The organism is Okeania sp. SIO2B3, from assembly GCF_010672525.1.
Classification (GTDB): Bacteria; Cyanobacteriota; Cyanobacteriia; order Cyanobacteriales; family Microcoleaceae; genus Okeania.
Genome location: NZ_JAAHGH010000011.1, coordinates 39,885 through 53,899, shown reverse-complemented (window position 1 = coordinate 53,899; position 14,015 = coordinate 39,885). Strand labels below are relative to the sequence as shown.

9 protein-coding genes are annotated in these 14,015 nt (G+C 34.7%); 6 read left to right on the top strand and 3 right to left on the bottom strand.

Annotated features, from left to right (window positions below; all coding sequences use genetic code 11):
* Window positions 1-141: 141 nt before the first annotated feature.
* From F6K15_RS12580 to F6K15_RS12570, 3 genes are all read left to right on the top strand, one after another.
* Window positions 142-2,058 carry a glycosyltransferase family 92 protein gene (locus F6K15_RS12580; protein WP_293061242.1) on the top strand — a complete coding sequence of 639 codons (1,917 nt, stop codon included), beginning with the start codon at window positions 142-144 and terminating at the stop codon, window positions 2,056-2,058.
* 430 nt (window positions 2,059-2,488) lie between these two features.
* On the top strand, window positions 2,489-4,360 hold the full coding sequence (locus tag F6K15_RS12575; RefSeq protein WP_293061240.1) for a sulfotransferase family 2 domain-containing protein: 1,872 nt from the start codon (window positions 2,489-2,491) through the stop codon (window positions 4,358-4,360).
* A 523-nt stretch (window positions 4,361-4,883) separates the two neighbouring features.
* A complete protein-coding gene (locus tag F6K15_RS12570; RefSeq protein WP_293061238.1) occupies window positions 4,884-10,442 on the top strand; it encodes a glycosyltransferase in 5,559 nt (1,852 codons plus the stop codon).
* A gap of 15 nt (window positions 10,443-10,457) precedes the next feature.
* On the opposite strand, the gene F6K15_RS12565 is transcribed toward F6K15_RS12570, so the two are convergent.
* Window positions 10,458-10,937, bottom strand: coding sequence for a DNA-binding protein (locus F6K15_RS12565; RefSeq protein WP_293061236.1), 480 nt, complete (start codon window positions 10,935-10,937; stop codon window positions 10,458-10,460).
* A gap of 322 nt (window positions 10,938-11,259) precedes the next feature.
* On the opposite strand from F6K15_RS12565, the gene F6K15_RS12560 reads away from it, so the two are divergent.
* Together F6K15_RS12560 and F6K15_RS38330 are read left to right on the top strand one after the other, a co-directional pair.
* Window positions 11,260-12,171, top strand: coding sequence for a transposase (locus tag F6K15_RS12560; RefSeq protein ID WP_363267843.1), 912 nt, complete (start codon window positions 11,260-11,262; stop codon window positions 12,169-12,171).
* 19 nt (window positions 12,172-12,190) lie between these two features.
* Window positions 12,191-12,514 carry a transposase gene (locus tag F6K15_RS38330; RefSeq protein WP_363267841.1) on the top strand — a complete coding sequence of 108 codons (324 nt, stop codon included), beginning with the start codon at window positions 12,191-12,193 and terminating at the stop codon, window positions 12,512-12,514.
* Window positions 12,515-12,580: 66 nt separating this feature from the next.
* Here F6K15_RS38330 and F6K15_RS12555 read toward each other — a convergent pair whose 3' ends face one another.
* Window positions 12,581-12,847 (bottom strand): hypothetical protein, encoded by a 267-nt coding sequence (locus tag F6K15_RS12555; protein ID WP_293061234.1) that lies wholly within the window; start codon window positions 12,845-12,847, stop codon window positions 12,581-12,583.
* 154 nt (window positions 12,848-13,001) lie between these two features.
* Window positions 13,002-13,181, bottom strand: coding sequence for a hypothetical protein (locus F6K15_RS12550; RefSeq protein WP_293061233.1), 180 nt, complete (start codon window positions 13,179-13,181; stop codon window positions 13,002-13,004).
* Between the two features lie 191 nt (window positions 13,182-13,372).
* Here F6K15_RS12550 and F6K15_RS12545 point away from each other — a divergent pair, with 191 nt between their 5' ends.
* A complete protein-coding gene (locus tag F6K15_RS12545) occupies window positions 13,373-13,903 on the top strand; it encodes a hypothetical protein (protein ID WP_293061231.1) in 531 nt (176 codons plus the stop codon).
* Window positions 13,904-14,015: the final 112 nt, after the last annotated feature.

Below are 14,015 nucleotides of genomic sequence, written 5' to 3'. Positions count from 1 at the left end.
AAAATTTTCCCATTTCCCTATTGCCCAAAACCTAACCCCTTCGGCACGAAGCGATGATAAATATTTTTCTACTTGATCTTCTAAACAGCAAAAAAAATTAATGTAGTTCTGGAAGTAGTCTGTAACTGAGGAGAGATTTCTATGAATCAGGTAAGAAAAAAAGCCACTTTAAGTGTATGTGCAATTATGAAAAATGAAGGACTTTATTTAAGAGAATGGTTAGAATTTCATAAGTTAGTTGGTGTTGAAAGATTTTATTTATACAACAACAATAGTACCGATCGTACTCTTGATATTGTTCGTCCATATAGAGAAAATCACGAAGTAGTTCTGACAAATTGGTCTGTGCAAAATGGTCAACAAATGAAGGCATATAATCATTTCCTACAAAAGTATAAAAATGAATCAAAATGGATAGCATTTATAGATTTAGATGAGTTTTTATTCCCCACAGAAAAAAATGATTTAAGAGAAATATTAGAAGAATTCCCAGATGTCCCTGCTATTGGAGTTAATTGGTTGATTTTTGGCACATCAGGATATGAGAAAAAACCGAAAGGATTACAAATAGAAAATTTTACTAAACGAGCTAAAGAGGATTTTCAGGCTAATCTCAATTTTAAATGTATTGTTCGTAGTGAGTTTACTATTGAATGTATGACTCCTCATCATTTTGTCTATGTTAATGATGGAGTAGCAGTTAGCGAAAATTATGAAAAATTATCGGCAAAAGTTTCTCCTCAACATTCTGTGAAAAAATTGAGAATTAATCATTATTTTACTCGCTCTATGGAAGAAAGTTTAAATAAAATTAAGAGGGGGAGAGCAACTGTAAATCACAAAAGAAAAATAGGAGAACTTAAATATCATGATCGTAATGAAGTAGAAGATTTAACTATTCAAAGATATATTCCTAAACTCAAAAAGTCACTAGCCGTATTTGAGAGGGAGAAAGATGGGGTAACTACCTTAGAAGAATCAAATTCATTACTAACTATTGGGAATTTAGGTAAAGTAGTACTTGAGAATCAAATTCTACAATTAACAGGTTGGATAGTTTCTCTAATTCTAATTCCTGTTAGTGGTTTTAAAGTTTGGATTGGAGGTGAAGAGTATAAAGACTTTAAACAAACTCTAGGAATAAAAAGCCCGAGAATAAAAAAAGCCCGCCCTAGATTAAAAGGGGCAGAAAAGGCGAGATTTTGTCTAGAAATACCTCTCAATAAAATTCATAGAGAAAGCTATCAAGACCTCCTAATTATTTTAATCCCAATGTTGGGAAATTTCGAGGGGTCTGTTTTGATCGATGTCTTTAATCCTTCTAGGAAGATTCCTTCTGAAGAATACATTAGTCAGATTGATAGAAATAGTTCTGTTGATTTTCAGTCTAATGCTTTTAAATGGTTAGGATATTTAATTCAAAGAACAGGTCTCAAACCAACAGATAGTATTCTTGATATTGGCTGTGGAATAGGTGAAATTGCTTATGGCTTGACTTATTACTTAACACCTAAAGCACGTTATGAAGGTATTGAATTTTCAGAAAAAGCAATTGATTGGGCACAGCAAGAAATTACTCCTAGAAAATCTAACTTTAATTTTCAATACCAGGATATTTTTCATCCTATTTATAACTCAAAGGGAACTATTCCGATGAAAAAATTGATCTTTCCCTATGCAGAAGCAAGTTTTGATGCGATCTGTATTAGTAATCTTTTTACTCATTTGTCTAGCATTGATATGCGTCATTATTTCCAACAAATTCAGCGAGTTATAAAAGTAGGAGGAAAATGTTTATTTGCCTGCTTTTTAATTAATTCTGAATCTCAACAATTAATGACTGACGGCAAGAGTTCTCAGCATTTAGTCTATGAAATAGAAGGTGGTTTTTGTTTAGATCCAGAACTGCCAGAAAAAACAATAGGCTTTCAAGAATCCCTAATAATTGATTGGATAAAAGAAAGTGGTTTAACTGTTGTAGGGAAATATTATGGTTCATGGTGTGGGCGTAAATCTTTTACTCATCAAGATTTGCTAATTCTGCAAAAAAAAAACTGAAGTTCAATCAAAATTTAATAACTATCAAACAGTATTAAAACAATACAAACTTAAATTACAAAAGATTCAAAGAGAATTAGGAAAGTAGAGTGCTATTCTGCTAAAAATATACTCATATAATCGTAAGTATTCAGCATTCAAGTAGTCAGTTAGCCTCCTATGGGAGAAACTAGGTTATCAGCTAGCTTCATAAGATAGGAAGTACAGACTTCAGTTATTAACTTAATTATTTTAGAAGGAGTATTCAAAATTATGTTTATGCAGCATTCCCCAGAGAAAAAAAAGATAACAAGCTAACTTTAGTAAGTCCTATGCGTTCATGCATCTGTTTGCTGAATACTAATGGCTGTTTGCGCAGCATTCTGCAGGAAATACTTACATATAATCAACCAGGGAAAGCAAAACTTAGTCTTAAATATTCAACACAAAAATGAGCCAAATCAATCAATTAGAAGAAGTAAAGGCAAAAGTTATTTCAATTCATGTACCAAAAACTGCTGGTACAACATTTAAACAAGTTTTGAAGCAAATATATTATCCAGAAGAGATTTTCTTCGACTATCCTCACAAGGGTGGTTTACGCAATAAAATGTTAACCAATCCCAACCCAGGAATAAAAGTAATTCATGGTCATTTCCCTAGTAATAAATATGATTATAAATTTCCAGAATTTAGAAAAATAATTTGGCTCCGAGACCCAATCAAGAGATTAATCTCTTTTTACTTTTTTTGGAAGACTTGGCAAATTTTATTAGAAAGTGATGAACAAAATTTATCATCGGTCAAAGAGTCTAATTTGACATTTATAGAATTCGCCGAAAAACCAGAGATGCAGAATGTAATTAAATCAAAATTTGTTCAAGAGCAAAAATTAACAGAATTTGATTTTGTCGGGATTCAAGAATTTTTTCCTGAAGATTTACATGAACTAAAAGTTATACTAAACTGGCCAAACTATAAACTTGAAACCCAAAATACCAACCCTTATCCAGAATACAAGTCATTATTAGAAGAAGTATTATCTAATCAAGAAATAGTGGATAAAATATCAAGTATAAATCAGGAAGATATAGAACTTTATCAAGAAGCACTAAGTTTGCGGGAGACGCGGAGAAAAACGTCAAAAATACAATACTATACTCAAGAAAATCTCAAAAATTTATTATCTGCAAAGCAAGAAATTAGCCAGCAAATAATAAAAACTAATCCTTTACTTACTTGGGGTTCTATTGACAGGGCAGTCATTAAAAATCAAGTTTTGCGCTTATCTGGGTGGGTTGCTTCCCTTGATGCTGGTATGGTGGAAGGATTTAAAGTTTTGATTGGTAATCAAGTGTTTAGTTTTTTTGAACAGACTCTCAATATACCCAGTCCAGATGTAGAAAAAATTCATCCTAGTTTAGATAGTGCAAGTAATGCCAGATTCCGGCTCAAAATACTTTTAAATCAACAACAAATTAACCAATTAAAGCATTCATTAATTGCTTTAACTCCTCAATTTAAATGTGGTGAGGGGATAATTTTATTAAAGGTATTAGCACCACTTTTGCCACTGCCGGAAGAGAAAGATATAAAAATAACTGATATTGATGGCAGCGGTCAATTTATTCGTACTTCCTTCAAATTACTAGGAGATTTAATTCAGAGATTAGATTTACAACCTACAGACCATATTCTGGATGTTGGTTGTAATATTGGTCCTGTTCCTTATTCCTTAGTTCATTATTTACATCCTTCTGGTCGTTATGAAGGTTTTGATATGGTAAAAAATTTGATTTCCTCGGTACAAAAGGAAATTACAACACGCAAACCTAATTTTAATTTTAACTGGCACAATATTCATCACCCTCTGTATAATCCCACTGGCACAATATCAGCAATTAATTTTACTTTTCCTTATCCTGATGAAAGTTTTAACTGTGTCTGTATTCCTCATTTATTAACTCATTTACAAGGTCTGGAGGTTATGCACTATCTTGATGAAATATATAGAGTTTTGAAACCTGGAGGGAGGTGCTTATTAATTTGCTTTTTAATCAACTCTGAATCAGAACAGTTCATGGCTAAAGGCAAAAGTTCTCAACAGCTTATTTATGAAATAGAAGATGGTTTTACTAAAGATATTAATTTGCCAGAGAAAGGAATTGGCTTTAGGGAAAGTTTACTATCACAGTGGATAAATGAACGAGGGTTTAATGTTCTAGAAAAATCTTATGGTTATTGGTGTGGTCGTACCTCATCTTTTAAAGAAGATTTGTTAGTTTTGGAAAAAAATAGGCTTCTTGCAGAAGTCAGGGAATAGGTAATAGGGAATAGAGAGATTAAATTGTTGATTTCATATCTTTAATTAAAACTTTTGCAAGAGGTCTAATATTTAAGAGGGAACAGGAAACCGAAGTATTGAAATAGAAAAATATGGGGTGGGGAGTAGGAGAGATTAAATATTCGGTTGTGGTGCATAGTAATGGTAGAGAGTGTGTGGGAACCCAGCACTAAACCCCTCCCAGGATGGGAATGTGGGGAGTGTGGTCAGAAATTAAAAAATATATATCTTCACAGGTTAGGGAGAAGGACAACCAAATATTGAAGTAATTATAGAATTATAAACATATATTATATAAGTTGAAATTATTTTTATGCTTATTTCTCCCCCACTCCCCTACTCAAGATACAGGTTGAAAATTTGTTGATCAATGGTATTTTTTGGGTATTTTAAAGAGACATGATATAAGACTATAATCAAACTAATAAATAAACTAAAATTTGCTCAGTTTATCTTACTACTGAGGGTTTGCAGAAAATAATTTAGCAGAATCTTAATCAATATGGAAAAAGTTGAAATAGTACAGAAAAAAACTACACAACTCGCAGTAACTACAGGATTTTTAGACCAAGTAGCAATAGAAAATGAAACTGTTTGTTTAAGCGGATGGGTTCTCTCTTTCGAGCCTGAGTCTGTAACTAATTTTAAGGTTTTATTTGGTAGTCAACAATTAATAGGATTTGAATTAACTCAAGGTCTTCCTAGCCCTGGAGTGAAAAAAGCACATCCAAATATTTCTGCTGCTAATAACGCTCGGTTTATTATTAGATTGCCAATGAATAAACAGCAGCAACAACAATTTAAGGATGCTTTGATTATTTTAATTCCTCTTGTTGCTGACCGTGAAGGAGAACCTTTATTAAATGCTGTTAATCCTGCATTATCTGCTTTAGTTAAAACACCAGAAGCAAATAATTTACCAAGCCAAACTCCTCAAGTAGAACTTATTTCTGTTCATGTGCCAAAAGCAGCCGGAACAGCTTTCAGACAAGTTTTATTACAAGTTTATGGAACTCAGGGAGTTCTGACAGATAAAACTAATATGTTTGAAGATAATATGCCAGCTACTATTCATTGGCAGACTAAAGTTATTGAGGGTCATTTTCGCGCGGGTAAGTACGATAAATTATTTCCTGATACTAAGAGAATTACATGGTTAAGAGAACCTATCCACAGGTTAATTTCTGATTACTGTTTTCGCCATATATCTAATCCCACAAAAGATTATCTAAATAAACAAGATTTACTGAAGTTTGCTCAAATTAACAGTAATCTTATGGCTTATTGTGTGAATGGCAAATCTCTGGATTATTTTGATTTTGTCGGAATTACAGAATATTTTGAAGAGGATTTACTGGCACTCAAAAATCTTCTTGGTTGGTCAGATTATCAAGTTATTTATCAAAATAGAAATCCTTATCCAGAATATCTTGACTTTCAGAAAGAGGTTTTATCAGACAAAAAATTAATGGATGAATTGGCAAGTGCTAATAGTCAAGATATGGAACTTTATGCAGCAGCTTTAAAATTACGAGCTGAAGGAAGAAGGAAGAAGGAAGAAGGAAGAAGGAATGAAGTTAGAAGTGAACAAAAAGAAGGAAGAAGTGACATTAATTTACCAGCAGAAAATATAGTTAATAATCAAGGAAGAAGGGAGAAGGAGGAAGGCAAAAGCCAGAAGTCAGAAGTTAGAAGCGAACAAGAAGTTAGAAGTGATATTAATTTGTCAGTACAAAATATAGTTAAGAAGGAGGAAGGAAAAAGTGCAATTAATTTACCAGAAAAAAATGTAGTTGATTTGGAACCATATACAGTGCCAGAAAAAACAAAAATATTAGCAACATTGGGTTCTCTGGATAAGGCAGAATTTGACCGCCAAGAATTATTACTAATAGGTTGGGCAGTTTCTCGTAATTTAGGAGCAGTCAAAAGCTTTCAATTAACTATTGCAGGTACTGAAATAGAAAATTTTGAAACTGCCTTAAATTTACCAAGCCCTGATGTGAGAAAATTACATCCGAATCTTCATAATTCTGACAAAGCAAGGTTTCGTATCAAGGCATTTCTTAACCCAGAACAAATTTCACAATTCCAAAATGCTGAAATTGTTTTAACTCCCATATTTAAAGATGGTAAAGGTCAGGTTTTATCTAAAGTAAAGGAAGGAAGAGGGAAGAAGCGGTGCGACCCCGCGTCGGCGAAAGACGCAAGCGGTCGGACCCCGCGCCGCCCACAGGCGCAAGGGAACGCCGACCAAGAGAGGGAATGCGCACCAAGAGAGGAAGAAGGAAGAAGTAATGAAGTTAGAAGTGAACAAGAAGTTAGAAGTGGGGAAGAAGGCAAAAGTCAAAAGTCAAAAATTATAAGTGAACAAGAAGTTAGAAGTGAGGAAGAAGGCAAAAGTGGAATTGATTTACCAGAAAAAAATGTAGTTGATTTGGAGCCATATACAGTGCCAGAAAAAACAAAACTATTAACTTTTTCTGAAGCACCCATAATTCAAGAACAATCAAAATTCATCCCGCCAATTGAACCAATTACAACAATAGGTCATCTAGATAAAGTAGCAAAAGCCAATCAAAAATTAATCATATCTGGATGGGTAGGTTCTTACAATTTTGGTTCTGTAGAAAGCTTTAAAGTTTTCATCGGCAGTCAAGAATATACTTCTTTTGAACAAAAATTAGGTTTACCTAGCCCAGATGTCGCAAAAGTTCGGACTAAGCTTAATAATGCTGAAAATGTTAGATTTTGTCTGGAAATACCCTTGACAAAGGCAGAACTTCAAAACTGCCAAAATACTCTAATTACTCTGACTCCAATATTTCAAGGGAAAGAGGGAGAAATTCTATTTCAACTATTGAACCCATCCCTCCCAATTCCTGATGATAAATATATAGAAGGAAAAGCAATTAACTTTATCCAAAGAAGCTGCAAATTTTTAGGCGACTTTATCCAAAGAGTAGGTCTTCAACCCACTGCTGAAGTTTTGGAAATTGGCTGCGGAGTCGGGAATATTGCTTATGGTCTAGCCTATTATTTAAAATCTCCAGGTCGTTATGAAGGGAATGACTTTTCTGAGGAATTAATATCTTGGGCACAGCAAAATATTAGCAGCCATAAACCACATTTCAATTTCCGTCAGATAGACTCAGATTTGAAACTTCCCTACGACGACAAAAGTTTTGATTTTGTCTTTATCGGTTCCAGATTTACTCAGGTAGGTGGGAGTAAGATTCGTAATTATTTAGATGAAATTTATCGAGTTTTAAAACCAGGTGGTCGTTTCTTATTCCAATGTTTCTTAGTTAACCACGAGTCAGAAAAATTAATATCTGAAGGCAAGAGTTCTCAACCTCTTATTCATAGAATTCAGGAAGGTTTTACTAAAGACCTAAATTCACCAGAAAAAGGGATGGGTTTTCTGGAGTCTTTATTGTTGGAGTGGCTGATTAATGCTGGTTTCAATGTATTAGGAAAATATTATGGTTCTTGGTGTGGACGAGTGGGTAAGAGAAGTTATCCAGATATGGTAATTCTTGAGAAGGAAGAAGTCAGAGTAAGGAAGGAAAAAATTGAGAGTTTGGTTAGAGAAGAAGTAGGAAGTAAGCAGGAAGAAAATTTACAGGAGTTGGAAAAAATAGATAGCGATCGCTCCTCCGAACAACTCAGAGTAAATCAGGAAAAAATTGAAAGTTTGGTTAAAGAAGAAGGAGAAAATAAGCAGGAAGAAAATTTACAGGAGTTGGAAAAAATAGATAGCGATCGCTCTGAGGTTTTGCAGAAGAATTTACTATCAGAATCTACTTTAAAAATTACTCCTGAATCTAAGTCTTCTGTCTCTCCTTTACTAGCGGAAATAATGGCAGATTTGGAGAAATCGCAAACAGAAATCCAAGAAATTCAAGCCGATCTAGAAAAGTTCAAATCTCAAAAAGAAAATATTCCTGTCAAGAGTCTATTTCCTGTAGAACCAGATACCTCAATTACTACTAAAAAAAAACTTCTGACTAAACCCTTAGAAGAAGTTACTCAAAAGTCAAAAAATCCTACTCCCCCGCCCAAACCAAAACAGGAATTATTGGGTTTATCCGGAGTAACAGTTGAAAATTTTTGGGAAATTATTTTAGTAGAAGGAAGGAGGAAGAAGGAAGAAGGAAGAAGGGATTTTTCTGATATAGAAGCAAGAAGGAAGAAGGAAGAAGGAAGAAGATATTTTTCTGAATCTTTAGTAGAAGGAAGGAGTAAGAAGGAAGAAGGAAGAAGGGATTTTTCTGATATAGAAGCAAGAAGCAAGGAGGAAGAAGGAAAAAGGGATTTTTCTGATATAGAAGCAAGAAGGAAGAAGGAAGAAGGAAGAAGATATTTTTCTGAATCTTTAGTAGAAGGAAGGAGTAAGAAGGAAGAAGGAAGAAGGGATTTTTCTGATATAGAAGTAAGAAGCAAGGAGGAAGAAGGAAGAGGGGATTTTTCTGAATCTTTAGTAGAAGGAAGAAGAGATGACTCTAAACCTTCTATTAGTATTCTTACTCCAACCTGGAATTCATCTTTAGATTGGTTTGTGGAAACTGTTTTAAGTGTTCTTAACCAATCTATCCCTAACTGGGAATGGTGTATTGTTGATGATGGCTCGAAACAACCAGAAATTAGAAATGTACTTGCAGGTTTAGCAGAAAAAGAACCCAGAATTAAAGTTCTACTTTCAGAAGATAATGGCGGAATTAGTGCTGCTACAAATAAAGCTCTAAATATGGCTACAGGAGAATATATTTGTTTATTAGACCATGATGATACTCTGGCTCCTACAGCATTAGAAGATAGTCTCAATAAACTGGCAGAAGGATTTGATGTAGTTTATTCCGATGAAGATAAAATTGATTTTTCTGGGTTAAATTATATCGTTCCATTCTTTAAACCTGACTGGTCTCCCGAATATTTTCGTGGTGTTATGTATGTCGGTCATTTATTATGTGTCCGCCGAGAATTAGCTTTAGCTGCTGGTGGTTTTAAGAGTGAATTTGATGGAGTACAAGACTATGAGTTTATGTTACGAGTTTCCGAGCAAACTAATAAAATTGCTCATATTTCTCGACACCTTTATCATTGGCGACAAGTTAAAGGAAGTATTTCGGGAGATGCCGATGCTAAAGCAGGTATTGAAGTAGTACAACAAGCTGCTGTTAACTCCCATTTACAAAGAATTGGTTTAGCAGCAAAAGCAGAACCAGGGGTAGGTAAACATCGGATAAATATTAATCCTTTACCTAGAAATAATCATCCTTTCATTAGTCTAATTATTGCTGCTCCTAATCTTTCAGAAAATATTGATAAATGGTCGAAAAATCTTTTGTCTGTTTCAACTTATCCCAAAAATGAAGTGATTTTAGTTGGTGGGGAAAAAACAGAAAATATTATCGAAAATTCTGCGGTGAAAGTTTTAAATCTATCAGGGCAATTTAATTATTCTCGTGCTTATAATCTGGCTGCCAAAACTGCCCAAGGAGAATATTTTATTTTCCTCAATACTAATTTAGAAGTTGTTACTGAAGATTGGCAACGACATCTTTTATATTACGCCGAACAACCTGATATTGGTGCCGTGGGAGGACTATTAATTTTCCCAGATGGAATTGTTGAACACGCAGGTATTGTATTAGGAAAATCTGGAAAAGTTGATTATGTAATGCGAGGTTTTCCCTCTAACCATGATGGTTATGCAGGTTCTTTAGTTTGTGCAAGAGAAGTATCTGCTGTAAGTCGAGATTGTTTGATGGTGAGTAGGCAAAATTTTGAAATGGTTGGAGGTTTTAATGAACATTTTTTCTCTGATTATCAAGATGTTGATTTGTGTTTAAAGTTGAGGAAAAATGGCAAGCGAATAGTCTTTACCCCCCGTAGTGTTTTAATTAATCATCAATCAGAGAAACACAGACAAAGAAATTATGATGTGGTTGACTATATGTTGTTGTTAGACCAATGGCAAATTTGTATGGATTTGGGCGACCCATATTACAATCTAAATTTTGATATTCAACGTAACGATTACACTGTCGTTTTGTAGTTGTAAACCTACTTTTTATTCATCAGTTAAAACCCATTTGTTCTCAATTTTGAAAACCCCCTCTTTATAATCAACCATTGTGACTGCTGCCAAGGTTTCAATCCAAACCGTGGCACCACAACTATGAGGTTTATTTGCTCGGTACACAATCCGACAGGGACCATGAATTTCAGCTTCATGGCCGGTTGCTAAATTTTCTGTGCCTTCTTTGACCGAAAGAATTGTCAAATCAGTATTTTTTTTGGTTGTATTGATTCCAATGTGGTTGCGATTGAAGTGAACAGTGTTCTTGCCAGAACGCTTATGGGAACACCAACGTGGTTTCGGACCTTTTCTTCTGCGATGTATTCTTGGCATTCCTTCATGCAAGGGAATTACCCAAACTCGATTATTGATTTTTCTGGCCCCTTGTATGCGGCCTTCTTTAAGCAAGACTCGAACTCTTTGAGTAGATATACTTAAAAGACTTGCTGCTTCTGTGGTGCTGACAAACATGATTTCTTTTATTGCGACTGTCGCAATAGTACATTAGATAGCTGAAATTGTAGTTAGTGGGAAGAAATTTACTGGAGATATGGGAGTGTGAAAAATGAGAAAATGATTTTCCAGTAGATTATAGATACTCGCAGCTTAAAATCTGTGGCCCAAGGTAGATGATAGAATAGAGAGTAGTTTGATTTGATTTGGTGTCAGATGAATCGGCAGCAAATTGAATGAGTTCGATGCCCATTAAATTTGCAAACATCCCAGCAGAAGCTTTCGCCCTAGTTGAAAAACTTGTATGATTATCTTGCAATAACCCCGGAAATTTTCCACCATGCGCACTGCCTACCAATATAAATTAAGGCCAAATAAAGAACAGTTAGCCACAATAGAAATGTGGTTGGAATTGTTGCGTCGGCAGTACAACTATCGGTTAGGCGAGCGGTTCTCGTGGTGGGAAGAAAATCGCTGTCCGGTTAATGCTTGTCCCTTGGTTATGCCCATTCCTCAACTCAGAGATAATCCAGACTATTACTCTCAAAAACGAGATTTGGTCAATACCAAAGACAAGTTTCCGGAATACAAGCTAATTCATTCTCAGGTTTTACAGGATTGCATAAAACGGGTAAAACTTGCCTTTGATAGATGGTTTAAAGCAGACAAGAGTGGACATAAATTAGGAAAACCAAGGTTTAAAGGAAAAGGGCGTTATCGTAGTTTTACTTATCCTCAAATCAAACTTGACTGCATAGAAGAAAATCACATTAATTTGCCCAAAATAGGAAAGGTAAAGTTAATTCAGCATCGTCCAATACCAGAAGGTTTTATAATTAAAACAGTGACGATTAGTCGTAAAGCTGATGGTTATTATGTGACTTTATCCCTAGAAGACAAATCAGTTCCAGCTTTGACTTTTAATGTTGAACCTACATTAAAAAACACCCTGGGAATCGATATGGGACTGAAGGAATTCTTAGTAACAAGTGAAGGAGAATCTGTCCCCATACCTCAATATTATAGAAAATCTCAGAAGCGATTAAAGACTCTACAAAAACGTTTATCTCGAAAGAAAAAAGGAAGTAAAAGGAGGCTAAAAGCTGTTAAAGCTGTAGCCAAACAACATAAAAAGGTAGCCGATAAACGTAAAGATTTTCACTTTAAAACAGCTAATGAATTGTTATCAAAAGCGGATGTTATCGCCCATGTAGACGCGGAGCGGCGTGCCGGAGGCAAACTTAAACATTAAAGGGCTAGCAAAGACTCATTTGAGTAAATCAATTAACGATGCTGGATGGGGTCAATTCCTGTCTATTTTGACTGTCAAAGCCGAAAATGCTGGACAGAAAACAATAGCAGTAAACCCCAAAAATACTAGCCAAGATTGCTCAAACTGTGGGGAAAAAGTTCCCAAAAAATTAAACATACGAACTCATTCTTGTCCGCATTGCGGTATTGCGATCGATCGTGATGTGAATGCAGCTATAAATATCAAAAATAGGGCGGCAGGGCATTCCGTCCTTAAAGCTCGTGGAGTCCGACGGGGTACCGGGACTGCGAAACGAGAAGCCCACACTAAGCTGAAGCTATAGTGTGGGAGTATGTCACGACCTTTTCTTCTGCGGTGTATTCTGGGCATTCCTTTCACTACTTGACTATTAATAACAACTTCTTCCTGCTATGCTGTTGGCAGAATTGTAAGATGTTGTCTCAAGAACAGAACCAAAAGTTCCATTTGAAAATTCTTCCCTTTTCAAAGTCTGTTGACGCAAAGTATATTCAGCAACACCATTATATAAAGTCCAAGAAGAAGAGTATTTGTCGAGACGGCTATTTGAAACCGTTGTTGTGCTACGTACACCACCAAATCTATCGCCAAAAAAATCCTGCACTCTAACAACGGTTTTTTGACCATCGTAGAACATATATGATGCTCTGTTTGTTTTTTCGTCCCAGTCCCAACCAAGAATACTGTCACTATTTGAAATTTTAACAGTATGTAATTTTCTCTCAAATCCTCTTTCTGGAGTAAATTTCTCTACAATTACTTGTGATACTTGACCATTAAAGATGACATAACTAGCGATTGTTCCACCTTTGTAGCTCCAAAGAAATTACTCTTGCTTTCAAAGGACCTCCAGCATAAGCAGAAATTGCTGATAAGAAAGTTACAGCAGATGTAGCAGCAACAGTTAAAGTTAGAGAACGAACTAAGCTGTTTTTTGTTGAATTGATAAATTCTGTAACTACTTTTGACATTTTATTACCTTATTTATTGAATCTTTTTACCCTATAATTAGGCACCTAATGCAATTCTAATTCCCTCATTTTCATATCTACAAGCCGGAAAAAGACGGATAAAAACGGAGATTTTATTAAGAAAATATAAAAAGGACGGATAAAGAAGGATTATAGCGGATAAGCTTTTCAGAAAAATTAATTCTAAGACAATGGACTGGCAAACAGTTTTAAATTCAATTGATGAGTTAGTCTTTCAGCAAACTGGAAAACACCTAAATAATCTACAAATGGGAATTTTAAAAGGTGTTCTGAATAACGAAAAATATAGAGAAATTGCAGAACAATATAAATGTTCTAATGGTCATGTTAAAGATGAAGGATACGAACTCTGGCAAATTTTATCAGAGATTTTTGGGGAGAAGTTAAATAAGTCAAATTTTATTGCTACAGTCGAACGTTTAGGATTTGCAAATTATCATTCTCGGTTATTTAATCCAGTGCAAATTGGTAATCTCAATCTTTGCTCTAATTCCGAAACAGCAGAATTAGAAAATATTAATGCTGTAAATACTCAGTCAAATTACAAAAAGACAACTTCTTGCCAACCCATCGTTGAAAATGTCTTATACAAAACTAAATTAAACACTGTCTCTAAATTAATCAAACTCGGTTTAACAGCAGAGCAAATTGCTGAAGTGGTAGATTTACCATTAAATGAAGTACAAAAACTCATGGAGTAAATTTGTCAGTATGATGAGTCAAAGAAGTTTAGCGATCGCCTCTCGTTTACCTAAAATCTTTTTATAAGGATCTCTCTCCTTACCAAAAAATTAGGTCCAAAGCCTCCCCTTT